At 65.5% G+C, this 22,257-nt stretch carries 20 protein-coding genes and 3 tRNA genes; 5 read left to right on the forward strand and 18 right to left on the reverse strand.

Annotated features, from left to right (window positions below):
• Positions 1-48 precede the first annotated feature (48 nt).
• Complete coding sequence (locus ABE543_RS07205) at positions 49-189, reverse strand: hypothetical protein (protein WP_164972405.1); 141 nt, start codon at positions 187-189, stop codon at positions 49-51.
• Positions 190-370: 181 nt separating this feature from the next.
• On the opposite strand from ABE543_RS07205, the gene ABE543_RS07210 reads away from it, so the two are divergent.
• A complete protein-coding gene (locus ABE543_RS07210; protein ID WP_065181234.1) occupies positions 371-712 on the forward strand; it encodes a hypothetical protein in 342 nt (113 codons plus the stop codon).
• 93 nt (positions 713-805) lie between these two features.
• Here ABE543_RS07210 and ABE543_RS07215 read toward each other — a convergent pair.
• The 3 genes from ABE543_RS07215 to uvrB form a co-directional block, all read right to left on the reverse strand.
• Positions 806-880 (reverse strand) — tRNA-Val (locus ABE543_RS07215).
• A 96-nt stretch (positions 881-976) separates the two neighbouring features.
• Positions 977-1,051, reverse strand: a tRNA-Val gene (locus tag ABE543_RS07220).
• A gap of 105 nt (positions 1,052-1,156) precedes the next feature.
• Positions 1,157-3,181 carry an excinuclease ABC subunit UvrB gene (gene uvrB / locus ABE543_RS07225; protein ID WP_053520440.1) on the reverse strand — a complete coding sequence of 675 codons (2,025 nt, stop codon included), beginning with the start codon at positions 3,179-3,181 and terminating at the stop codon, positions 1,157-1,159.
• A 128-nt stretch (positions 3,182-3,309) separates the two neighbouring features.
• Here uvrB and ABE543_RS07230 point away from each other — a divergent pair, with 128 nt between their 5' ends.
• Positions 3,310-3,840 (forward strand): GspH/FimT family pseudopilin, encoded by a 531-nt coding sequence (locus ABE543_RS07230; protein ID WP_065175863.1) that lies wholly within the window; start codon positions 3,310-3,312, stop codon positions 3,838-3,840.
• 57 nt (positions 3,841-3,897) lie between these two features.
• Here ABE543_RS07230 and ABE543_RS07235 read toward each other — a convergent pair.
• From ABE543_RS07235 to grxD, 11 genes are all read right to left on the reverse strand, one after another.
• Positions 3,898-3,974, reverse strand: a tRNA-Asn gene (locus ABE543_RS07235).
• Between the two features lie 66 nt (positions 3,975-4,040).
• Positions 4,041-4,454, reverse strand: coding sequence for a type IV pilin protein (locus tag ABE543_RS07240; protein ID WP_053516619.1), 414 nt, complete (start codon positions 4,452-4,454; stop codon positions 4,041-4,043).
• Positions 4,455-4,477: 23 nt separating this feature from the next.
• Positions 4,478-9,052 (reverse strand): PilC/PilY family type IV pilus protein, encoded by a 4,575-nt coding sequence (locus tag ABE543_RS07245; RefSeq protein ID WP_346475513.1) that lies wholly within the window; start codon positions 9,050-9,052, stop codon positions 4,478-4,480.
• Entirely contained in the window at positions 9,049-9,537 is a 489-nt protein-coding gene (locus ABE543_RS07250; protein WP_053516616.1) for a PilX N-terminal domain-containing pilus assembly protein, read from the reverse strand. The genes ABE543_RS07245 and ABE543_RS07250 overlap by 4 nt, the downstream gene beginning before the upstream one ends.
• Positions 9,538-9,544: 7 nt before the next feature.
• Positions 9,545-10,732: a PilW family protein gene (locus ABE543_RS07255; protein ID WP_283218944.1), complete on the reverse strand. Its 1,188-nt coding sequence runs from the start codon at positions 10,730-10,732 to the stop codon at positions 9,545-9,547.
• On the reverse strand, positions 10,732-11,199 hold the full coding sequence (pilV, locus tag ABE543_RS07260; RefSeq protein ID WP_164152710.1) for a type IV pilus modification protein PilV: 468 nt from the start codon (positions 11,197-11,199) through the stop codon (positions 10,732-10,734). The genes ABE543_RS07255 and pilV overlap by 1 nt, the downstream gene beginning before the upstream one ends.
• Entirely contained in the window at positions 11,196-11,714 is a 519-nt protein-coding gene (locus ABE543_RS07265; RefSeq protein WP_053516624.1) for a Tfp pilus assembly protein FimT/FimU, read from the reverse strand. The genes pilV and ABE543_RS07265 overlap by 4 nt, the downstream gene beginning before the upstream one ends.
• A gap of 162 nt (positions 11,715-11,876) precedes the next feature.
• Positions 11,877-13,265: a nucleotide 5'-monophosphate nucleosidase PpnN gene (gene ppnN, locus ABE543_RS07270; protein ID WP_053516614.1), complete on the reverse strand. Its 1,389-nt coding sequence runs from the start codon at positions 13,263-13,265 to the stop codon at positions 11,877-11,879.
• 252 nt (positions 13,266-13,517) lie between these two features.
• Complete coding sequence (locus ABE543_RS07275) at positions 13,518-16,751, reverse strand: TonB-dependent receptor (protein WP_074901106.1); 3,234 nt, start codon at positions 16,749-16,751, stop codon at positions 13,518-13,520.
• A 232-nt stretch (positions 16,752-16,983) separates the two neighbouring features.
• Positions 16,984-17,760 carry an SDR family NAD(P)-dependent oxidoreductase gene (locus tag ABE543_RS07280; RefSeq protein ID WP_053516611.1) on the reverse strand — a complete coding sequence of 259 codons (777 nt, stop codon included), beginning with the start codon at positions 17,758-17,760 and terminating at the stop codon, positions 16,984-16,986.
• Entirely contained in the window at positions 17,757-18,077 is a 321-nt protein-coding gene (gene grxD, locus ABE543_RS07285; RefSeq protein ID WP_053516610.1) for a Grx4 family monothiol glutaredoxin, read from the reverse strand. The genes ABE543_RS07280 and grxD overlap by 4 nt, the downstream gene beginning before the upstream one ends.
• Positions 18,078-18,198: 121 nt before the next feature.
• Here grxD and ABE543_RS07290 point away from each other — a divergent pair, with 121 nt between their 5' ends.
• Complete coding sequence (locus tag ABE543_RS07290) at positions 18,199-18,777, forward strand: superoxide dismutase (protein ID WP_065175925.1); 579 nt, start codon at positions 18,199-18,201, stop codon at positions 18,775-18,777.
• A gap of 58 nt (positions 18,778-18,835) precedes the next feature.
• Here ABE543_RS07290 and ABE543_RS07295 read toward each other — a convergent pair whose 3' ends face one another.
• The 3 genes from ABE543_RS07295 to purE all read right to left on the reverse strand — a co-directional run bounded on the left by ABE543_RS07295 (position 18,836) and on the right by purE (position 20,920).
• Positions 18,836-19,177 carry a carboxymuconolactone decarboxylase family protein gene (locus ABE543_RS07295; RefSeq protein ID WP_065175859.1) on the reverse strand — a complete coding sequence of 114 codons (342 nt, stop codon included), beginning with the start codon at positions 19,175-19,177 and terminating at the stop codon, positions 18,836-18,838.
• 97 nt (positions 19,178-19,274) lie between these two features.
• Entirely contained in the window at positions 19,275-20,420 is a 1,146-nt protein-coding gene (locus ABE543_RS07300) for a 5-(carboxyamino)imidazole ribonucleotide synthase (protein ID WP_193395560.1), read from the reverse strand.
• Positions 20,417-20,920, reverse strand: a complete 504-nt coding sequence (gene purE / locus ABE543_RS07305) for a 5-(carboxyamino)imidazole ribonucleotide mutase (protein WP_053516607.1) — start codon at positions 20,918-20,920, stop codon at positions 20,417-20,419. Before purE ends, ABE543_RS07300 begins: the two co-directional genes overlap by 4 nt.
• 58 nt (positions 20,921-20,978) lie before the next feature.
• Between purE and ABE543_RS07310 the strand changes: the two genes are divergently transcribed.
• The gene (locus ABE543_RS07310) at positions 20,979-21,248 is read left to right on the forward strand and encodes a Trm112 family protein (RefSeq protein WP_005408847.1); all 270 of its coding nucleotides are present in this window, start codon (positions 20,979-20,981) and stop codon (positions 21,246-21,248) included.
• On the forward strand, positions 21,245-22,096 hold the full coding sequence (nadC, locus tag ABE543_RS07315; RefSeq protein ID WP_262218351.1) for a carboxylating nicotinate-nucleotide diphosphorylase: 852 nt from the start codon (positions 21,245-21,247) through the stop codon (positions 22,094-22,096). The genes ABE543_RS07310 and nadC overlap by 4 nt, the downstream gene beginning before the upstream one ends.
• Positions 22,097-22,257: the final 161 nt, after the last annotated feature.

The following is a 22,257-nucleotide window of genomic DNA, read 5'->3' on the forward strand; positions in this document are numbered from 1 at the left end:
GGGCCACGCGTGTCCGAGTGTGCGGCACGCCGGCACGCAAGTGCGCCATCAGCGGCAGGTCGTCCAGGCCAGCACGGCACACAGGATGGCCACCCAGACCACGGCCTTGAACGTGCCTGCCAGCATGTTGCCGCCGAACAACAGGTCGAGCAGCGGGTTGGGCCTGGAAACGGGAACGTGATCGCTCATTGCAGCTGCTCCTTGTGATGGCCGCGATTGCGCGGGCGCCGCAAGTCTACGCCTGCCCGGTGCGGATTCATCGGCGCCTGGCTGCGTTTGGCGGCTCAATCCCGGTGTTCGTCGCAGGCCGGCTGTGGTCCCGGCGGCGAAGTGCCAGTCTGCCTGCACTTTCCCGCTGGAGCACCGTGCCATGCCGATGCTTGCCCTGTTGCTGCTGTGCGCTGGCGCGTTCGGTCACGCCACCAGTGCCGACGAGCCCGTGCTGGTCGATCTGCCCCTACAGTCCGGATCATCGACGAGGGTGGCGCAGCCCGCCATGCAGCGCGAACTGGAACCTGCGAGCCTGCGGCTCTTCCACCTGCGCCAGGATCGACTGCTACGGGTGGGACAGCAGTGCCTGTCGCAGGAACAGGCCGATGGCCATCGCGAAATCGTCGGCGAGGCACGCATGATCCAGCTGTGGGAGCGTATCGATGGGCACTGGCGGATACGGCGGACGCTCGTCATTGACCACCGGGCCACGCGGACGTGACATCACGCGGCCATTGCATGCGCCCATGAAAAAAGCCGGCGATGGCCGGCCTTTCGTATTACCACCGCTGCACCGGCAGGGCCGGGAGCCAGGTGGTGGGCGGTACAGGGTTCGAACCTGTGACCCCTACCATGTCAAGGTAGTGCTCTACCGCTGAGCTAACCGCCCATCGTGCTTCTGCGGCCCGCCAGCGGGCCTTTTACGTAAAAACCCGGCGCCAGGGCCGGGCTTTCAATTCACGACTGCCCTCTTTCGAGGACGTCGTGGTGGGCGGTACAGGGTTCGAACCTGTGACCCCTACCATGTCAAGGTAGTGCTCTACCGCTGAGCTAACCGCCCGTTTGGGGTCTGAACGTCCGCGAATGCGTCGGTGCAGGCCGCGTATATTACGGATGCCGGCCCGGAAGCGCAACACTTTTGTGAAGACGTGCGGCACTGTCGCGTTCAGCCCAGGCTGGCCTCCTTCAGCTGTCGGATCTGGTCGCGGACGCGGGCCGCGTCCTCGAATTCCAGGTCCTTGGCGTGCTGGTACATCTGCTGTTCCAGCGCCTTGAGACGCGCCGCCAGCTGCGCCGGCCCGAGCGCGCGGTAGTCGGCCACATCCTCGGCCACTCCAGGCCTGCCCTTGCCTTTTCCCTTGCGCGATTCCTTCTCGGCCGCTTCGGATCGGGCACCTTCCAGTACGTCGGTGATCGGACGCGCCACCGAGCGCGGAATGATCCCGTGCTCTTCGTTGTACTCGACCTGCTTGGCGCGTCGGCGGTCGGTCTCGTCGATCGCGGCCTGCATCGAACGGGTCACCTTGTCGGCGTACAGGATGGCCTTGCCGCGCACATTGCGGGCCGCACGGCCGATGGTCTGGATCAGCGAACCGGTGGAGCGCAGGAAACCCTCCTTGTCCGCGTCCAGGATCGCTACCAGCGACACCTCGGGCATGTCCAAGCCCTCGCGCAGCAGGTTGATGCCGACCAGCACGTCGAACTTGCCCAGGCGCAGGTCACGGATGATCTCCACGCGCTCGACGGTGTCCACGTCCGAATGCAGGTAGCGCACGCGGATGCCATGCTCGGTGAGGTACTCGGTCAGGTTCTCGGCCATGCGCTTGGTCAGCGTGGTGACCAGCACGCGGTCGCCGGCCTTGATGCGCTCGTTGGCCTCGCTCATCAGATCGTCGACCTGGGTGGCGACCGGGCGGATCTCCACCATCGGGTCGATCAGGCCGGTCGGCCGCACCACCAGCTCGGTCACTTCGTCGCCCGACTCGCGCATTTCATACGGGCCTGGCGTGGCCGACACATAGATGCTGCGCGGCGAGCGCGCCTCCCACTCCTCAAAACGCAGCGGACGGTTGTCCAGCGCCGAGGGCAGGCGGAAGCCGAATTCGACCAGGGTTTCCTTGCGCGACCGGTCGCCCTTGAACATCGCGCCGATCTGCGGAATGGTCACGTGCGATTCGTCGATCACCAGCAGCGCGTCGGCCGGCAGGTAATCGAACAGGGTCGGCGGTGGCTCGCCCGGGCCCTTGCCGGTGAGATGCCGCGAGTAGTTCTCGATGCCGTTGCAGTAGCCGACCTCGGCCATCATCTCCAGGTCGAACTGGGTGCGCTGTGCAAGGCGCTGCGCCTCGACCAGCTTGTTCTGTGCGTAGAGCTGCTCAAGCCGCTCCTTCAGTTCCACCTTGATGGTCTCGATCGCCGCGAGCACGCGTTCGCGGGTCGTCGCATAGTGGGTCTTCGGGTAGACGGTGAAGCGCATCAGGTTGCGCAGGGTTTCGCCGGTGAGCGGATCGAACATCGTGATCTTCTCGACCTCGCCATCGAACAGCTCGATGCGCAGCGCCTCGCTGTCCGACTCCGCCGGGAACACATCGATCACTTCGCCGCGCACGCGGAAGGTGCCGCGCTGCAGTTCGTATTCGTTGCGGGTGTACTGCAGCTGCGTCAGATGATTGATCAGGTCGCGCTGGTCGATGCGTTCACCCTTGGACAGGATCAGGCGCAGCGACAGGTAATCCTCGGGCGCACCCAGGCCGTAGATCGCCGACACGGTGGCCACCACGATCGCGTCGGGCCGCGACAGCAGGGTTTTGGTCGCCGCCAGCCGCATCTGCTCGATGTGCTCGTTGATCGAACTGTCCTTCTCGATGAAGGTGTCCGACGACGGCACATAGGCCTCCGGCTGGTAGTAGTCGTAGTAGCTGACGAAATACTCCACCGCGTTGTGCGGGAAGAACGCCTTGAATTCACCGTACAGCTGTGCGGCCAGCGTCTTGTTCGGCGCCATGATCAGCGTCGGCTTCTGGATCTGCTGGATGACATTGGCGATGGTGTAGGTCTTGCCCGAGCCGGTCACACCCAGCAGCGTCTGCTTGGCGATGCCGGACTCGAAATTGCTGGTCAGCTTCGCGATGGCGTTCGGCTGGTCGCCCGCCGGTGAATACGGCGAGACGAGTTCAAAACTGTCGCTCATGATGTTGCCAGATCCCGGGAACGGCCAGTATACGGGGCATCCGGTGACGGCCGGCTGAGGGGAAGCCGGACACCCCGACGCGCCAACCTCCAATGGAGACCGGCCGGCGGGGCCGGCAGGCTGGGGGCATGCTCCAGACCCTCTGCAAACACCCCGCGCGCAAGGCCCGGGGGCTCCACCTGCCTGAAATGCTGGTGGTCCTGATGATCCTGTGCGTACTGCTGGCTGTGGCCTGGCGCCCCTGGCAGCGCGCGATGCGCCAGCTGCAGGCCGAATCCCTGCGTGCCCAGCTGGTCGGCAGCCTGTCGCTGGCGCGCAGCACCGCCATCACCGAGGGACGCCCGGTCACCGTGTGCGGCTCCGGCGACGGCAGCCGCTGCGACAACCGCTGGAGCCAAGGCTGGCGCGTTCAGGTTGAGCCGCGGGTGGCCAGCGGGGGAATGACCACCCTGCTGCACACCCTGGAGAACCGCCATCGCCATGTGGAACTGCGGGCGAGCGACCATCGCGCCCACATCCGATTCCGCGCTGACGGGCGCAACGCCGGCACCAACCAGTCCATCGTGCTGTGCGTGCAGGGCCTGGAACACAGCCGCGTGATCATCAACATCCCCGGACGGATCCGGAGCCTGCGCCCACGCGTGCCTACGCCCTGCTGATCCCGCGCGGCATGCCCCAACGAAAAAAGCCGCGATTGCTCGCGGCTTTCTCGAAACTGGCGCCCGAAGTTGGACTCGAACCAACGACCCCCTGATTAACAGTCAAGTGCTCTAACCGGCTGAGCTATTCGGGCGGGGTGCGCATTCTAGCCAATTCCAGAAGTGGGGTGCAAGCCCCTTCCACACTCGCCGCTGCCGTCTTACCAGCACTCCGGGTTGGTCTTGCTGTCCGGCGTCTTGCGGCCCGCCTGATCGAGTGTCAGCGTGCCGCACGCGTCCTTGTCCTGGCCGGTTTCCGGAACCGCCTGCAGGGTATAGGTCCCGGCGGTCGCCTTGCCGTCGAACGATATGGCATAGCGGGCAGAGCCCTGCCGCGGCGACTGGCTGAACGGCAGCGAGAATCCGTCGTAGCTGTTCTGCACGGTGTGATGCCGCTCGAGCAGCTGCGCGATCTCGACCAGGTCAGCCTTGGCCATCGCGCGGTGCGTCTTCAGCACATGTCGCTGGTAGGAAGGCAACGCCACAGCCGCAAGTACCGCGATGACGGCAACGGTGATCATCAGTTCGATCAGGGTGAAGCCCGTTACCTGCTGTTGTCTGCTGGATGTGCGCATGGCAGCTCCCGTATTCCTGGTAGTCATCGGATCTGGCGCCACGACTGGCGACCACAGGCACGCTGGCCATACGCAGTATCCGCGCCCGGCGTGTTCAGAGCCACGATGCAGCGGTCCAGCGATCCATCGACCGTGCACTTCGGATCGCTGGGATCGCAGCCCTTCAAGGTGGTGCTGTTGACATTGGTGGACAGCACGGGGGCACCGGTTGCGATGTCTCCGCCGCGGGTCAGCGCACCGGCACCGCAGTTGGCGCCGCACAGCGCGTTTCCGCCGACCTCGTCGGTCAAGCCGCTCATCGCCGGCTGGCCGGTCAGCATGTTCAGGCGATAGCGCCAGTTGGTGCCGCCGCCGGTGCCGCAGACCGCCTGCCCGGGCACATAGGTGGTGAACATCACCGCGCCGCCCTGCAGCGTCGGATAGCCGAAGAAGCGCTCACCCTCCACGTCGGAACCCACGATCAGGTCGACGTACCAGCCGCGCTTGCTCGCGTAGTCCACGCCGTTGCCCGACACGTCACGGAACCCGGCACCATTGGCACTGACAGTCTGCCCCACCAGCGAATCACGGCTGGAAATGGCAGTGGAGAGGTTGTCCCAGAGCCCATACAGCGTCTGCACCGGCGAATTACGGGTCACTGCATTGTCGTCAGCGGTGAAGTAGCGACCGGTACCGAAGAACAGACTGACGCCACCGCCCGGCCCCGCCGAGACTTCGATCGCGCCGGTGATCGGCTGAGCGACAGCGCTGCGCACGGCGGTGAACAGCGGCGTGCCGTTGAGGGCCACATTCCAGGCGCTGGGATCACCGCCACGCAGGTCGAAGCGCCACATGTTGCCCTGCATGTCGCCGCCATAGACGGTATCGGCCAGGCCACTGCTGTTGTGCAGCGCTACCGCGGTGACATGGTTGAGGCCATTGGCGACTGCATACTTGCCCGCCGTGGGGTACACGCGCTTGAGGATCTCGCCGGTGCGGATGTCGACCACATAGAGCACCGGTCGGCCGGTGCTGGAATTGACACCGTTGCCGAACAGGGCGACGAACCGGGGCGGACTGTCCGCGTTGGGGCCGGCGACGGGCACCACGACCGGCTTGCCCATGACGAAGCCCAGGTCCGACTCGGTCTTGCCGGAAATCTCCCACAGCACGTTGCTGGCGGTGAACCCGGTCGGATTGCTGATATCCAGGGCGAACACCGAACCGTTGCCCACTGCCGTGGCCGACGGCCCGCGCGACGCGCCGCCGCCGCCGGTCGAACCCACCAGTACCGTGCGCCATGCATCGCCGTAGTAGACGTCCGACGAGGTCAGTCCGCCGTCCACGTAGTAGCGATGTCCATAGGTGGGGTTGGCCAGCTCCGCCATGTGCTGCAGCGAAGCCGATGGAATGAAGGCGAACTGCTCGCTGCCCGCCGAGGTGCCGGTGCTGGCATTGAAGCCATGCAGCATGCCGTCGTTCGCACCGACGTAGACCATCGAAGGTGGGCCACCGTTTGCCACCTTTGTCGCCAGGTAGGCCCGATAGCTCAAACCGAGCGTGGTCTTCCAGCTCACTCCCCCCTGCGCCTGCCACGAGGTGAAGCCGTAGTCGTCCTTGTTGGACACAATCTCCACGCTGGAATTGACGATATCGCCGAGCAGTGAGCTGCGCGGGCGGAAACCGCTCACCGGTGAGCCGCGCAGGTAACTGACCAGATCCGCCACGGTGTGCGAACCGAACCAGTTCGGCACCGTGTTGAGCCCCATGTTGCCGAGCTTCTCGGCGCGATCACGCCCGGGAACGTTGTCGGCGGTGAAATCGGCCGCTGCCACCGGCACCAGTTGGTTGGACGTGTTCACATAGGTGGGTGCGGTCGACATCACGATGGTCCGCCCGGAGGCGCTCATCTTGGTCGACGCACGCCACAGTTCAGCGCCGGCGCCTCCGGTGCTCGTGGTCTGGCTGGCGATGACATCACCGGTCCAGTCGTTCGAGCCCGACGGCACCGTGTAGTGCGCGGACACGGTGAAGGAGCCGGCGTTGACACGGGCGCCGGTGCCGCTGCCACCGACCGGGGCCTCGCCAGCCGCAGCGCTGTCGAAGATCGATTCCAGCGCGGACTTCAGCTTGGCCGGATTGCGTGCCAGGAAGTAGTTGTCCGGTACACCAGGCACCTTGCTGTCCCACTTCTTGCCTTCCGGCACGCCGTACTTGGCGGCGTACCACAGCGGGCTTTCCAGCTGCCCGGCCTGACCGGTACCCAGCTTGTAGCGCACCACGACCGCGCCGGTCCAGGTAGCCGGCGGATCGGCGCTGGTGCTCAACACCGAACCGTTGCGGTTGCCGGGGCGCAGCACCAGCCGCTGCACGTTGTCAGCCGCATTGGAGCCCACGATCGTGTAGCCGGTCAGCATCGCGTTGCCTGCATAGGCGGACAGGTTCTCGATGCGGACCAGCACTTCGTCTTCGCCGACCTTGTTGCGAACGGCGTTGTTGTTGCATTCACCACTGTTGGAGCGCCAGCAGATGTTGCGGAATGGCGTCGTGCCACCGTCGCTGCAGGTGCTGCCTACGCAGTAGCTGAGCATGGAGACCACATCGTTGTCGTGGTCATTGCCCCACAGCGAATCCTCCCAGACCAGCGAGAAGCTGCCGGCCTTGCCATCGGCACGATAGTCACGGCCATAGACGTAGTTCGGCGATACCGCTGACCGTTTGGTACCAATGCCGACCGAGCCGAGGAAGCAGCTGCGCCAGCCGCCACTGTTGATACCGGCCCCTTCGCTGTTGTTGGCCTGGCACAGGGGCGCCAGGGTGATCTTCCCGTTGCCCACCGGAATCTCGAACTTCGGCAGGCTTTCGGCCATGGCCACGGTGTAGGTGGTGGCGGTCAGCTTGTAGGTGTTGGGTTTGTCCTGCACGCCCGGGCGCAGATCAGTCTCGGCAGCAGCTTTGGCCAACCCCGAGATCAGATAACTGCCTTCCGTGGACGGCACGTCCGGGCAGATGCCACGCACGAGCGACAGACCGGTGACCTTGGCCGCCCGGCAGATGTCCTCATGGGTATTGATCGAGGCATAGCGCTCGGTCAGGCCCACACGGCCTGCCATGTAGCTGCCACCGGTGATCTTCTCCAGGTTGCCGATCGCATCGGTGGCCGCCGCTGCCGTGGTCAGGCCGTTGACCGTACCGATGTTGTCGCTGTCGAAGGACGGCAGGCCCGAGGACATCACCAGGATGTTGCAGGTGGCGCAGTAGGAGTTGCCGCCGTTGTTCGGCGAGCGGTACGGATCTTTCCACGCCACCGAATTGGGCAGGCCGCTGAGATCACCGCTGGCACTGTAGATCCCCTTCGTTTCACCCTTGATGTAGCGCAGCGCCTCGGCATACATCTCCGCCAGCGGATTGCCCCAGGCACTGCAGTTCTTGGACGCATTGCCTGGATCGGTCAGATTGCCGTTGCCGTTGAAACCCTGCCGATTGAGGATGCTGTAGGCGTTGCAGTCGTTCCAGTTGTCCTTCCAGTTCCACTGGTCGATACGGAAGTTGGAGATCGTATTGATGATGCCCTCGGCCCCGCCCGTCAGCGTGTTGCAGAACTGGCCATTGGACAGGTTGATCTCGTCGCCGGCTGCGCAGAAGGTCGTGCCGTTGCCGGCGATCTTGCCGATGTTGCGGCGGACCACGCCACCATCGCGCGGATTGACATAGGTGCCGGTGACCAGACCAAACCGCAGTCGGCCACTTTCACCATAGGACTGCAGCAGTCCCGCCGGTTTCAGGTAGTCCCGGGTGCCGTCGTTGTACTTGCGGCAGAACGCCTCCTGGAAAGTTCCTGAACCGGTGGCGCAGACCTCTACGCGTACATTCAGATCAGTCGCCGAACCGGGGGAGTCATCCTTGCCCTCATCCGTGCGCCCGGTAATGCACTGCCGCCCGGCAGTCGAGGCCCATTCACCCCAGCTGCCGCTGGCAACACGCATCAGCGGCGCGCCGGTGGCACTGATGCTGGCGTTGCAGAACGACATGGTCGTCTTGTACGGGGTGAAGTTGTTGATGTCGGCGCCGCTGTAGACCTTGACCCAGGCATGCAGGTCGTTGGGAATCTGCGCCCGCTCCAGTACCGTCTTGCTGGCGGTATCGGTGATGCGATGGCCGCCGTACAGCACGTAGCGCATCACATCCAGGCGGCTCATGGTCGCCCAGTTGAGGAAGTTGCCCGACCAGGTACCCGAGCAGGTGTGCCTTTGCGTGCCGGTCGCCTGGGCCGTGGCCTTGAACTGGCTGCTGCTGTACGTGTAGCAGAGATTGGAGTCGAAGTACCCGGAATAGTCGAACTTGTCCTGGTAGGTGGTGTCGAGCGTGCCGTCCTCGTCCAGATCGCTGTAGTCGCTGTAGGCCTTGTTGAACAGCTGCTCGTCGCGCGACATCACCATCATCATCAGCGGCGGCTGTGTCTTCTTGCTGTAGAGCGGCTCCTGCGCGATGTCATAGTCGCCAAGCGCAGCGAACAGCGGATAGACCAGTGCGCCCACGCCCACCAGCACGGCAGCGGCGGTGCCTGCACGCAGCCACTGGGAGGAGACAAGGCGGGAGAATCGGCGCGGAGTATTCATGGAATGAAGATCGTGTCGATGACGGCGCTGGAAGAAGGATTGGCCGGATCGTCACTGGCCAACACGGTGATCTGGTAGATGTTCTCGGTCTCTTCGTTCTTGCGCCGCCCCAGGCCCAGCGGCCCGACCGGCACGCATTTGTCCAGGCGGCGGGTATTGATCGCCGTTGCCGTGGTCTTGCCATCGGCCCAGGTCGCCGGGTCGAACACCGGGCTGCACTCTTCCTGGTTGGCCTCGAAGATCTTGCCGCTGTCGATGACAGCCTGGATCGCCGCTTCCTGCGAACGTACATCGGCCTCGGCGTTCTGGAACGCCTGGTTCGAGCGCAGGTAGTTGGCGGCCATGCGTTCCTGCATGCCGGTCACCTGCATGCCGGCGATGCCGATCAGGGCCAGCAGGATCAACATGATCAGGGCGACATACAGCACCGCGCCGCGCTGTTGGCGGTGCGACGCGAAGGAGGGGGTGCGCGGGCGCGGATGCATGGTGGCCTCAGTTGCCGAAGAGGCGATTGCGGAGGGCGATGGTGGTCTGGTAAACGGCGCGCATGCGGCCGTCCTCGGGCGCGGTGAATGTCACGCCCATCGAGGTCAGTACCGCATTCTGGTCGGCCTGAGGGGCTGCCGAGGGATCGGGACTGGCCATCACCAGGCCCATCTGCACGGCGCCCACGCGCCGCCAGGCGTTGATGTTGGGATTGGCCGATGCCTGCACGGTGGCAGCGGTACCCTGGCGATCAATGAAGCCGGTCGGGTAGGCACTGGTCAGGCGACGATCCTGGCCGTACAGCAGCTGCATGTTCTCCACACCCTCCACCAGGGCCTCCGGCGCGCCGGCGACCAGCGCACCGTTGGGCGTGGCGTTGAAACGCACACGGTACAGTGAGGAACGTGCGCTGGCAGCGTCGTAGCCCACGTAGTACACAGCGCTTTCCGCACGATGCAGCATCGCCTGGCCTGCGGTCACCGGACGGATGAAGTTGCTCGCATTGTTCGGTGCATCGCCGAAGGTGATCGTGCCCCCTGCCTTGTCGATGCTGCGCGCCTGGAAAACGGTGGCGCTGGCGCAGTCGGCAGCACCATACAGCCCGGAATCGGCAACGCCACTCTGCAGCACGGCGAGTCGAGCCTTGTCGAAACTGAAAACCGGCTGCGCGACGGTACCGCCGGAAGACGTAACCGGCACGCCGTCCGGCATCAGGTATCGCAGGGCGACGATGTCGCTGCCATTGACGCGGTTGGGCAGCGCCGCAGCGAATTCATCGGGCAATGCGGGTGTGTAGGCGGTGCCGCCCGTCGCCGGAGTGGCCGGCAGCGTCACCGCATCGCCGGGCGCCGTATCGGTCGCCTCGTAGCCCTGGATGGATCGCTGGAAGTCCAGCGCCGGATGAGGCGTGGCCGCGAACGTCGTAAACAGCGAGACGCCATCCGGCGACTGCCGGGCCTGATCGTTGACGCAGCCGAAATGACCTGCCATGCGCAGTTCGCGCTGCAGGGTATCCATGGCGAAGCGACTGTTCTCCTGCACGCGCGCCAGGCCATCGGACAGCTGATAGGCAGCACGCGAGGCCGCGAACACCTGGACGACACCGAGCATGACGATCACGCCGATGGTCAGCGCGATCATCAGTTCGACCATGGACAGGCCGGCCATGCGCCGGGCCGGGGAAGGCGCGCGCATCACAGGCGGCTCCCGGCACTGAAGGTGGTATCGCTGGCGTCAGCGTTCCAGCGCTCGTCACCCCACGTCACGCTGACCGTGTACTGGGTGCCGGCACGTGCGACCTTGGCCGTGGCCCCATCCCCCAGCGCCTTGCCGAGACGGCAGGTCCAGTCCAGGGTGAACGCGTCCTTGCCGATGTCGTTGCCGACCGGTGGCAGGCAGTTCTTGGCCGCGGTGGTCGCGGTGTAGTCGCCCACATAGGACGGAGCCATCGAGCGGTTCATCCGCAGCTGATCAAGCATTTCGTAGGTCAGGTTGGTCGCCTGGGTGCGATAGTTGGCGCTCTGCACGAAGCGCACGTTCATCGTCTGCAGCAGTGCGAAACCCAGCAAACCGACCCCCAGCACCAGGATCGCGATCAATACCTCGATCAGGCTGAAGCCGCCCTGCGCTTGGCGCGGGGAACGGAAACGCGGCGTTCTCACTTGCAGTCCTCCTTCAACAGACGCACCTGACCGGTCGGGGACAGGCGCAGCGTGCGCTGCAGCGGCTGCTTGCCACAGTTGTCCGGGCGCAGCGTCAGGTCGAGCGTGGCATTGGCGCGATTGCGGCCCCGCGGGTCGAAACTCACCGACAGGTCGGGCGTACCGACGGCGACCAGCGCCGAACGCCCGGGGCTGTAGCGCAGGACGGTTTCGCCGGCACTGAGCGCACCGTCGCCGTTGCTGTCGGCCCAGACCAGCCAGCCATCGGTCCAGCTGTCGCCATCACAGGACGTGCCTCCGGCAGAGGCACACACGCCGCCACCCCTGCGGTTCTTGACCGCTTCACTGCGGGCCAGCGCCATCGACGCGATGAGGTCATTGCTGGTGGTGGCGATGCGGTTGGAGCGGATGGTGCTCTGGAAGCTCGGAAACGCGATCGTCGCCAGCACGCCCAGCACGACCACCGTGATCATCAACTCAACCAGCGTGAAGCCGTTCTGCCGGCGCAAAGACATGTGGACGCTCCCCAGCGTATTGATCGCCACCATGGGCCATCGCCCTGCCGCCAGCAAGCGGCGGCAGGATGAACGGTCAATCCGGGGCGACGGGCGTCAAACGCTTGACGAACCGCCCTTCCCCACCGCTGCCGGCGCGATCCCCATCGCGCCGGTACGGTCTCAGGCCAGCACCTGGTAACAGGGCTGGTACTCGCCGGAGATCTTCATCCGGCGCTGCTCGACGAAGGCGCGCAGCAGCGCATCCAGGGCCTGCATCATGTCCGGGTCACCGTGGATCTGGAACGGCCCGAACTGCTCGATGCGGCGCATGCCATCCTCCTTCACATTGCCGGCAACGATGCCGGAGAAGGCACGACGCAGGTCCGCCGCAAGGGCATGCGGCGCACGCCCATGGTGCAGATCCAGTGCAGCCATGGCCTCATGCGTCGGCACGAAGGGCTGCTGGTACTCCCACGGAATCTCGATGGACCAGTTGAAGAAGAACGAATCCTTCTGCGCCAGGCGATGCTCGCGCACGCGCTTGATGCCGGCGGACATCTTCCTGGCCACGGCAACCGGGTCGCCGATGATGATCTCGTAACGCTCTGCGGCGGCATCGCCCAGGGTCAGCCGGATGAAGCGGTCGATCTGTTCGAAATACGGCGCAGCCACGGTCGGGCCGGTCAGGATCAGAGGGAACGGCAGGTCCTTGTTCTCGTCACGCAGCAGGATACCGAGCAGGTACAGGATCTCCTCGGCGGTGCCGACACCACCGGCAAACACGATGATGCCGTGACCGATGCGGACGAACGCCTCCAGGCGCTTCTCGATGTCCGGCATGATCACCAGGTGGTTGACGATCGGGTTGGGGGATTCCGCGGCGATGATGCCCGGCTCGGTCAGGCCGATGTAGCGGGTCACCGTCTTGCGCTGTTTGGCGTGGGCGATCGTGGCCCCCTTCATCGGGCCCTTCATCGCACCCGGTCCGCAACCGGTGCAGATGTCCAGGCCGCGCAGGCCCAGCTCGTAGCCCACCTGCTTGGTGTACAGGTATTCATCGCGCGAGATCGAGTGACCGCCCCAGCAGACCACCAGGTTCGGGTCACCGGGGTTGAGGATGCGCGCGTTGCGCAGCAGGCCGAACACCGCGTTGGTGATGCCTTCGGAGGATTCCAGTTCGGCCGCGTAGGCCGGGCCCATTTCGATGGCCATGTAGGCGAGGTCGCGGACCACGGCAAACAGCAGCTCGGCCACGCCGCGGATGATTTCGCCATCGACGAAGGCCATCGCCGGCGCATTGACCAGGTCGATGCGCACGCCACGATCCTGCTGCGCGACCTGGATGTCGAAGTCGGGATAGAGATCGCGCGCCGCGCGCGGATCATCCGATGCGCTGCCGCTGGTCAGCACGGCCAGCGCGCAGCGGCGCAGCAGCTCGTGCATGCCGCCGCCGGAGGCGTCGCGCAGGCGCGCTACTTCTGCCCGCGACAGCACATCCAGCCCACCGCGCGGGTAGATCCGCGCGTCCTGTACCGGCAGCGCACGGGCCGCCTTTTCGTTCGTGGTCATATCCAACGTTTCGCTTCCTTCAAGGTTTCCGACTGTACTGCCGCCCCCTTAAAAAGCAAAACGGCCGGGAATCCCGACCGTTGGATATGTGCTGACCGCGTTCGCCATTCCGGGACCGCATCTGCGGCATCGGCGCCGCGCACGAACCCGGATGCTACGCCGATGTCGTGACCACTGCAAGAACTTTCACCCGAACGGGAAACGGCCGGGTTGCCCCGGCCGCTTCCGTCTACTGCGTGATGTTCCGACGGATCAGAACTTGTACTTCAGGGTCAGCTGCATCGACCAGCGCGACACGGCAGTGTTGCCCTTGTCGTTGTTGTTTTCCTGGATCGCGGGGTTGTCGGTGGAACCGGTGAACGAGTACACGTACTTGCCGGTCGCCGGGTCGATACCCGCGTAGTTGGCGACGCGACGGGTGGCGTAGAAGCCGTAGTCGTCGATCAGGCCCCACTTCTTGTTCAGCAGGTTGCCGACATTCATGATGTCCAGCGCGATCTCACCCTTGTGGCTCTTCACGAAGCCCGGGAACTCCTGGCTGATGCGGACGTCGAAGGTGTTGATCCACTTGGCACGGTGCGAGTTGGCCGGGACCACGCTGCCACGGTAGGCATCGAGCTCCGGATTCTGCGCCAGCCAGTTGAAGAAGTCCTGCTCCATCTGCGCGCTCTGCACGAAGCGACCACCGACCACCGAACCGAACAGCACGTCACCCGGGCCGCTCGGCACATAGAACAGATCGTTGGTGGTAGCACCGTCGCCGTTGGCATCGTTGTAGAAGATGTAGCTGTACGGACGGCCCGAACGACCTTCGTAGAACAGGCCGACGCGGGTGGCGTTGTCACCGAAGAAGTTGTGCTTCCACTCCAGGGTGCCGGTGATGCGGTCCTTGATCGCGTAACGCGAGTCGTAGGCCACGTCTTCGTTGGCGTTGAAGATCAGCGTGTTGTTCCAGTTCGAGGTGTTCTGCGAGCTGGTCAGCGGGCTGACTTCCTTGGACTTGGTATAGGTGTAACCCAGCGACCAGCCCCAGTTCTCGGTCAGCGGCTTGGCCAGCGAGAAGGTAGCCTGCGTACCACGACCCTTGTCGGTGTTGCGCATGACCAGCACGTCGCCGATGTCGCTCGGACGGTTGGCACGGTCGGTGGCACGGTTGGTGCCGGTGGTCATGCCGAAGTTGGTGCCACCCGACATGCGGCTGTTTGCCGGATTACGGCCATTCGCATCCCAGTAGATCGCACGACCGTCCTGGCCGTAAGCGGTCGGCGCCGAAACGTCGAGACGGTCGAAGTAGATGCCGTCCTTGACCTTGGTCATCAGGACTTCGGCCGACGCCACGATGCCGTACCACGGCAGCTCATGGTCGAACGCCAGGTTGGCCTTCCACACCGACGGCAGGCGGGTGCCCGGGGCGATGATGTCGACGTTCTGGCGCGCAGCTGCGGGGCCACCAGCCGGAATGTACGGATTGTTGCCGTCCGGGGTAAAGCCGCTGGTCAGGTTGCGCTCGTCGTACTCGATGTAGTTCAGGCCGGTGTTCTGGTAGGCACCCGCCAGCCACACGTTCGGGGCAGCGCCACCGAACAGGCCCACGCCACCACGCAGCTGGGTCGGGCGCTCGCTGTCGAAGGTGTAGTTGAAGCCGACGCGCGGCTGCACCAGGTTCTTGTCGACCAGCTGGGTGTTGTTGAAGCCGTACAGCTGCTCGATGCGCGGGTTGTACAGGCGCTGGCTGCTGAAGTCAGGCATGTCGACGCGGACACCGAACATCAGGCTCAGGTTGTAGTTGATCGCCCAGGTATCCTGGACGAACACACCGGTGTTCTTCAGGGTGAAGTCTGCCGGGATATCACTGCGGCTGCCGCCGGCGCGCGGGGCACGCAGCTGGTAGCGCGCGATGCGACCGTTCAGGAAGTCCTCGACGCTGTTGAACTCGTAGACGCCGTTGAGGTTGCGGCCGTAGAAGTTCATCAGGTCGTTCTTCGAGTAATCGAAGCCGAACTTGACGGTGTGATCGCCGATGTACCAGGTACCGGCACCGAAGGCGCTCAGTTCCTTCGATTCCACGATGTTGACGTGCGTGTTCTGCTCGGTACCGACGTACAGCGAGTCGTTACCCGAACGGATGCGGATCTGCGGCATGTCGACCAGCGGAACGCGGTTGGCCGAGTAATCCTTGTGCGAGACCTTGAACTCGGTCGAGAAGTTCTCGGACCAGTCGCTGAACAGTTCGCCCATCCAGGTTTCGTATTCGGTCGGCTGCTGGTACCAGAAGTTGCTCAGCGAGATCGCACTGGTGCTGACCTGCGGGAAGCGGACGACGTTCTGCTCCATCTTGTTGTAGCGCAGGGCCGCACGGTGGTTTTCATTGATGTTCCAGTCCAGCTTGACCGCGTACTCTTCGATTTCGGTCTTGCTGTTCGGTGCCGTCAGGCTGCCCGGGTCATAGCCGAGTCCACCCAGGAAATTCTGGACGTCGGTGATCTGCTGCTGGGTGATGGTGCCCTTGCCGATCGGGGTGTCGCTCAGGCTGATGCCAGCGGCCGAACGCTCGTACTTCTCGTAGTTGCTGAAGAAGAACAGCTTGTCCTTGACGATCGGGCCGCCGAAGGTCATGCCGTAGGTCTTCTCGTCCTCGAAGCCGTTGAACTTCTCGCCACGCAGTTCCTCGCGGACCATGTCCTTGTCGCGGTAGGAACCGTAGACAGTGCCATGGAACTCGTTGGTACCCGACTTGGTCACGGCATTGATCACCGCACCGGTACCACCGGCGATGGTGGTGTCGTAGTTCGCGAGATCGATGTTGATTTCCTGGATGGCATCCATCGACACCGGCTGACGCTCGGTCGGCAGGTTGTTGGAGCCCAGGCCGAACGGATCGGAGGCACTGATGCCGTCGATACGGATCGCGTTGTAACGGGTGTTCTGACCGCCAGCCGAGATCGCGCCGTCAGCCTTGCTGACCTGCGAGATGCGCGGGTCCAGGCGGATGTAGTCCTGGATGTTGCGGTTGGCCGACGGCAGCGCGTCCATCGTTTCGCGGGTCACGTTCGAGCCGGTACCCATCTTGGTGGCGCTGAAGATGTCCAGGCCGCCCGCGGTGGCGACAACATTCACGGCGTCCAGGTTGGTGGCCGCCACGTCGCCGGTCAGGTTGGCGTTGACGGTGTTGACCTGGTTCAGGTTCAGGTAGACACCCTCTTCGGTCTTGGTGCCTTCACCCGGCTTGGTGATGGTGATGGTGTACGGACCACCCACGCGCAGGCCGCGCGCGTTGTAACGACCCGACGCATCGGTCGTGGCGCGCGAAACGGTGCCCGACTCGGTGTGGGTGATGGTGACTTCAGCACCGGCGACAGGCTGGCCTGCGGCGGACACGACCTGGCCGCCGACACCTGCAGAGGTGCTCTGGGCAAAGGCGGGAGCGGCAGCAAGTGCGGCCACGAGACCAAGGGTGAGCTTGGACATCCGGAGTGGGTGGGTCATCTAGGGTAGCCTCGATACGAGTTGGCGATGGCGGAAAAAAGACGCATCCAAGCGGCCTTGCGGGTGGCCGACTGGACAGTGATCTGGGGTTCCCGACCGTGTTGGCTGAAGGCAGCCATAACGGTTAACACTAGATTAACACGCTACGCCATCAATGTGACGGTTGTGCGACAAACGGCACCGGATCGCAACGCAATCATGACGGGATCTTCATCCCGCCTTACGTCGCCCTTCACTCTGCCGGGCGAGCGCTGCCTGCATCCAGGATCTGCCCCCGCCAGGCCGAGCCGGCACTGGACAGCAGGGTCACGGCCGCGGCCGCGGCGGCCTCGGGCCCCTGCGCAGCCGGGTCCTGGTCGATCGAGTAGGCGCGGGCGCGCAGGGCCGTGCGCAGGGGACCCGGGTACAGGCCGCTGACCCGGACCGGACTGCGGCCCAGCTCATCATGCAGGCTGGCGATCAGGCCGCGCAGGCCATGCTGGGCGGCGCCATAGCCTCCCCAGTAGGCCTGCCCCACCCGTTCCGGTGCATCGACCGTGAACACCAGCGCCGCATCCTCGCGCTGGCGCAGCAGCGGCAGGCAGGCCTGCGCCAGCCAGGCGGGTGCGGTCAGGGTGACGTGGACGGCGCGGGCGAAACTTGCCGGGTCGGCCAGTTCGAACGGGGTCAAGCCCGGAAAGTGGGCGGCGCAGACAAGTAGCCCGTCCAGTCGCCCCAGCTCCGTCTGCAGCGCCTGGGCGAGGTCGGCGTAGTCATCGGGACCGGCCCCTTCCAGATCCAGCGGATACAGCAGGGGCTCGGGACCGGCTGCCTGCACCTGGGCGTAGACCCGGTCCAGCCGGCGCGGCTTGCGCCCCAGCAGGACCACGGTCGCGCCTGCGCTGGCGGCGGCCACTGCGGCGGCACTTCCGAGGCCACCACCGGCACCGGCCACAAGCACCACGCGGTCCTGCAACGGGCGGCCATCGAGCGCCCCGTTGGTCGGTGACGTCGATGGCGGCGCACTCATCCCAGGGTCGCCTCTTCGACGATGCGCTTGAGCTCGCCGGATTCGAACAGCTCCATGATGATGTCGCAGCCGCCGATCAACTCCCCGTTGATGAACAGCTGCGGAAACGTCGGCAGGTTGGAGAAACGCGGCAGGTTCGCGCGGATTTCCGGCTCCTCCAGCACATTGACGGTGCGCAGGGAGACGGCGCCGGCAGCCATCAGCGCCTGTACGGCGCGGCTGGAGAAGCCGCACGTCGGGTATTGCGGGGTGCCCTTCATGAACAGCACGAGCGGGTAACGATCGACCTCGGCCTGGATTTGCTGCATTACCGCCACAACCACACTCCTTGCTTCGCCGGACAAACCGACCGCGATGGTCGGCTAGACTGCCCAAGGTAGCCGCCATTGTAAGCGGATGGAACCGGCTGCCGCCGCCCCTCTGGCCACGAACCTGTCCATGCCCGTCGAACTGCCTGCCCTGCCCTACCTGTCCGGCTCCCTGCAGCCCCATCTTTCCGCGCAGACCGTGGAACTGCATCACGGCGAGCACCATCGTGCCTATGTCGATGCGGTCAATGCCGGCATCCGCGGCACCGAATGGGAAGAGGCCTCGCTGGAGGAGATCGTCCGCCATGCCCAGGGCGCCCTGTTCGACGCCGCGGCCCAGGCCTGGAACCACGGCTTCTATTGGCAGTGCCTGCGCCCGCGCGGCGGCGGTGAGCCACAGGGACGGCTGGGCGAGCTGGTCAAGCGCCAGTTCGGCGACGTGCAGCGCCTGCGCGAGGAGTTCAACCGTACCGCGCTGGGCCTGTTCGGCTCCGGCTGGGTGTGGCTGGTGCAGCATCCCGGCGGCCAGCTTGGCATCCAGGCCACCCGCAACGCCGGCACCCCGCTGACCGGCGACAGCACGCCGCTGCTGTGCTGCGACGTGTGGGAACACGCGTACTACACCGACTACCAGAACGACCGCACGCGCTACCTGGAGGCATTCTGGCAGCTGGTCAACTGGGAATTCGCCGAGAGCCGGCTGCGCTGAGAACATCCGCCGGGCGTGGCCCGGCAGCACCGGGCCATGCCTGGCGACACGGCGGGCATCAGGCGCTCTCGTGCGCCGCCACCGCATCCATGACCCGGGCCGAGTACACCAGTGCCGCGCCCGCGTTGAGCGAAACCGCCACCCCGAGCGCCTCGGCGATCTCCTCGCGGCTGGCGCCCTGCTTGAGCGCGGCATCGACGTGCACCGTGATGCAGCCGTCGCAACGGGTGGTCACGGCGACCGCCAGCGCGATCAGCTCGCGGGTTTTTGCATCGAGATGATTGGTCTGGGCACCGGCATTGGCCAGAGTGGCGTAGCCCTTGATGGTATCCGGCGAGAGCTTGCCGATCTCGCCGATACGGCCCTTCAGTTCCTTGCGGTATTCGTTCCAGTCGAGCATGACGATGACTCCGGGGAAAGGAGCCTTACGCTATCACCCTGGTTGATGCGCCGATGCGTGCATCGGCGCGTCACAGCGTTGCGCTTCCGCGTCGCGGTCAACCGCGCAGTGCCCGCACCGCCGGTGCGACCTGCAGCTGGCGCCCCAGTGCCTCGCCCACCTGTTCCAGCGCCGTGGCCAGTGCGCCGGCCTGGTCGTCGCGCAGCGTGGCGTGGCCCACCTTGCGGCCTTCGCGGGGCTGCTTTCCATAGTCGTGCCAGTGGCCGCCGGCCTGGGCCAGCACCGGCGCCGGGTCCGGCATCTCGCCCAGCCAGTTGAGCATGCAGGCGTGGCCGAGCATGCGGGTACTGCCCAGCGGCAGGCCCAGCACGGCGCGAAGATGATTCTCGAACTGCGAGGTCTCGCTGCCTTCGATGGTCCAATGGCCGGAGTTGTGCACGCGCGGCGCCATCTCATTGGCCAGCAGTTCGCCGTCGCGGCAGAACAGCTCCAGGGCGAACACGCCCACGTACTGCAGATGCTCGGCCAGCCGACGGGCATAGCCGATGGCGGCATCCTGTTCGGCAGCCGACAGCACGGCAGGCGCCACACTGGCCGAAAGCACGCCATCCACATGCCAGTTGCCGGTCACCGGCCAGGCCTGGAAACCGCCGTCACGACCGCGCACGGCCACCACGCTGACCTCGCGCTGGAAAGCCACAAAGCCCTCCAGGATCAGGCCGGTGTGCTCGACCTGGGCGCCCAGGGCCTGCCAGGCAGCGTCGATGTCAGCTTCGCTGCGCAACCGGAACTGGCCCTTGCCGTCATAGCCGAGGCGACGGGTCTTGAGGATGCACGGCAGGCCGAACGCGGCCGCCTTCGCGGCGAGCTCCTCGCGGCTGCGGATATCGGCGAACGGCGGCAGCGGAATGCCCAGCTGCTGGAACAGCGTCTTCTCGCTCAGGCGGTCCTGCGCTACAGCCAGCGCTGCGGGCGGCGGATACACCGGCACCCGCTCGGCCAGCCACTGCGCACTGTCCGCGGGCACATTCTCGAAGTCGAACGTCACTACATCGACTTTGGCGGCGAAGTCCGCCAGCGCCTGGCGGTCATCGAAGGCACCGACGGTGAGCGGTGCCAGCGGCCCGCTGCAGGCGTCCGCCGCCGGATCGTACAGTTCGAAGCGCAGTCCCAGCGGCGCACCGGCCAGGACCATCATGCGGGCCAGCTGGCCGCCGCCGAGGATGCCGACAGTCAGGTTCATTGGCGCGGGTCGTCGTGGGCCATCACATCTTCGGTCTGGCGCGTGCGGAAGGCATCCAGCGCCTGGCCGATGGCCGGCTGGTCGCTGGCCAGCATCGCGGCGGCGAACAGCGCGGCGTTGGAGGCACCCGCATTGCCGATGGCGAAGGTAGCCACCGGAATGCCGGCCGGCATCTGCACGATCGACAGCAGCGAGTCCATGCCATTGAGCGCCTTGGACTGCACCGGCACGCCCAGCACCGGAACCGCGGTCTTGGCCGCGATCATGCCCGGCAGATGCGCGGCACCGCCGGCGCCGGCGATGATCGCGCGCAGGCCACGTCCGCCCGCCTGTTCGGCATAGCTGAACAACACATCCGGCGTCCGATGGGCGGACACCACCTTCACTTCAAACGGAACACCCAGGGCCTCAAGCTTCTGGGCGGCGTGCTGCATGGTTTCCCAGTCGGAGCGGGAACCCATGACGATGCCGACGAGCGGCGCGTTCGGATTGGGGGTCATTGGCCGTCACCTGCCTTAAAGACGTATTCTAGCCGTCTTCCACGCAAGACGAAGAACCATGGATCGCAAGCTGCTCGACCTGCTGGTGTCGCCGGACACCCGCCAGCCCTTGTCCCTGCTGGATGGCAAGGGCCTGGAAGCCCTCAACAAGGCGATTTCCGCCGGCGCGGTGAACAAGGCCGACGGCAACCCGCTGGCACAGCCGCTGCGCGAGGCCCTGGTCACCCGTGACCGCAAGCAGGTGTTCCGGGTCGACGACGGCATCCCGGTGCTGCTGGCCGAGGAGGCCATTCCAACCGCGCAGATCGCTGACTTCCCGGCCGCATGAGCATGCTGCCGACGCCGGATGCGGCCGTCGTCGCCGCCGATGTCGCCCGCGCGCTGGCGGAGGATCTGGGCAGCGGCGACGTCACCGCCGCCCTGCTGCCCGACCAGACTGACAGAGCCTACCTGCTGTGCAAACAGGATGCGGTGATTGCCGGCCGGCCGTGGTTCGATGCCACCCACCGCGCGCTCGACCCGGACGTGCGCATCGAATGGCGCATCGCCGAAGGCGAGTCCGTCACTGCCGGTACGGTACTTGCGCTGCTGCACGGCCGCAGCCGCAGCCTGGTCAGCGCCGAGCGCACGTCGCTGAACTTCCTGCAGACCCTGTCCGGCACCGCTACCACCACGGCGCGCTACGTGGCCGCCGTGGCCGGCACCGGCACGCGCATTCTCGACACCCGCAAGACCCTGCCCGGCCTGCGCCTTGCACAGAAATACGCAGTGCGCTGCGGAGGCGGGGAAAACCATCGTTTCGGCCTGTACGACACGGTGATGCTGAAAGAGAACCACATCCGTGCCGCCGGTTCGCTGGCCGCTGCGGTGGCGGCCGCGCGTCGGCAATGGCCACGGTTGCCGCTGGTGGTCGAGGTCGAAGACCTGACCCAGCTGCGCCAGGCGCTGGAGTCCGGCTGCGAGCGCATCCTGCTGGATGATTTCAGCCCCGACCTGCGCCGTGAAGCCGTACGCATCACCGCCGGCCGCATTCCGCTGGAGGTGTCCGGCAGCGTCGGCCTTGGCGGCCTGCGCTCGATCGCGGAGGACGGCGTGGACTGCATCTCCATCGGCGGCCTGACCAAGCATGTACAGGCCATCGATCTGTCACTGAAGCTGGGCCCACCGCCGGGTTGAGAGCCGGTAACGCCTGACGCAACCGCGTTGCCCGCCGGGCATGGCCCGGCGCTACCGGACGCGTCATGCACTGGGGAGCGCCGGGCCATGCCCGGCCGACATTGACGGATCCACCCGGCGTTCACGACGGCGCTGCGACGCTGCGCGCATCCCCCACTGGA

This window comes from Stenotrophomonas sp. TWI169 (genome assembly GCF_039674705.1).
Classification (GTDB): Bacteria; Pseudomonadota; Gammaproteobacteria; order Xanthomonadales; family Xanthomonadaceae; genus Stenotrophomonas; species Stenotrophomonas maltophilia_P.

What these genes read in the sequence shown, in the direction of transcription:
- ABE543_RS07205 (WP_164972405.1), bottom strand. Translation starts at nt 189, where the DNA reads ATGAGCGATCACGTTCCCGTTTCCAGGCCCAACCCGCTGCTCGACCTG.
- ABE543_RS07210 (WP_065181234.1), top strand. Translation starts at nt 371, where the DNA reads ATGCCGATGCTTGCCCTGTTGCTGCTGTGCGCTGGCGCGTTCGGTCAC.
- uvrB (WP_053520440.1), bottom strand. Translation starts at nt 3,181, where the DNA reads ATGAGCGACAGTTTTGAACTCGTCTCGCCGTATTCACCGGCGGGCGAC.
- ABE543_RS07230 (WP_065175863.1), top strand. Translation starts at nt 3,310, where the DNA reads ATGCTCCAGACCCTCTGCAAACACCCCGCGCGCAAGGCCCGGGGGCTC.
- ABE543_RS07240 (WP_053516619.1), bottom strand. Translation starts at nt 4,454, where the DNA reads ATGCGCACATCCAGCAGACAACAGCAGGTAACGGGCTTCACCCTGATC.
- ABE543_RS07245 (WP_346475513.1), bottom strand. Translation starts at nt 9,052, where the DNA reads ATGAATACTCCGCGCCGATTCTCCCGCCTTGTCTCCTCCCAGTGGCTG.
- ABE543_RS07250 (WP_053516616.1), bottom strand. Translation starts at nt 9,537, where the DNA reads ATGCATCCGCGCCCGCGCACCCCCTCCTTCGCGTCGCACCGCCAACAG.
- ABE543_RS07255 (WP_283218944.1), bottom strand. Translation starts at nt 10,732, where the DNA reads ATGCGCGCGCCTTCCCCGGCCCGGCGCATGGCCGGCCTGTCCATGGTC.
- ABE543_RS07265 (WP_053516624.1), bottom strand. Translation starts at nt 11,714, where the DNA reads ATGTCTTTGCGCCGGCAGAACGGCTTCACGCTGGTTGAGTTGATGATC.
- ppnN (WP_053516614.1), bottom strand. Translation starts at nt 13,265, where the DNA reads ATGACCACGAACGAAAAGGCGGCCCGTGCGCTGCCGGTACAGGACGCG.
- ABE543_RS07275 (WP_074901106.1), bottom strand. Translation starts at nt 16,751, where the DNA reads ATGACCCACCCACTCCGGATGTCCAAGCTCACCCTTGGTCTCGTGGCC.
- ABE543_RS07280 (WP_053516611.1), bottom strand. Translation starts at nt 17,760, where the DNA reads ATGAGTGCGCCGCCATCGACGTCACCGACCAACGGGGCGCTCGATGGC.
- ABE543_RS07290 (WP_065175925.1), top strand. Translation starts at nt 18,199, where the DNA reads ATGCCCGTCGAACTGCCTGCCCTGCCCTACCTGTCCGGCTCCCTGCAG.
- ABE543_RS07295 (WP_065175859.1), bottom strand. Translation starts at nt 19,177, where the DNA reads ATGCTCGACTGGAACGAATACCGCAAGGAACTGAAGGGCCGTATCGGC.
- ABE543_RS07300 (WP_193395560.1), bottom strand. Translation starts at nt 20,420, where the DNA reads ATGAACCTGACTGTCGGCATCCTCGGCGGCGGCCAGCTGGCCCGCATG.
- purE (WP_053516607.1), bottom strand. Translation starts at nt 20,920, where the DNA reads ATGACCCCCAATCCGAACGCGCCGCTCGTCGGCATCGTCATGGGTTCC.
- ABE543_RS07310 (WP_005408847.1), top strand. Translation starts at nt 20,979, where the DNA reads ATGGATCGCAAGCTGCTCGACCTGCTGGTGTCGCCGGACACCCGCCAG.
- nadC (WP_262218351.1), top strand. Translation starts at nt 21,245, where the DNA reads ATGAGCATGCTGCCGACGCCGGATGCGGCCGTCGTCGCCGCCGATGTC.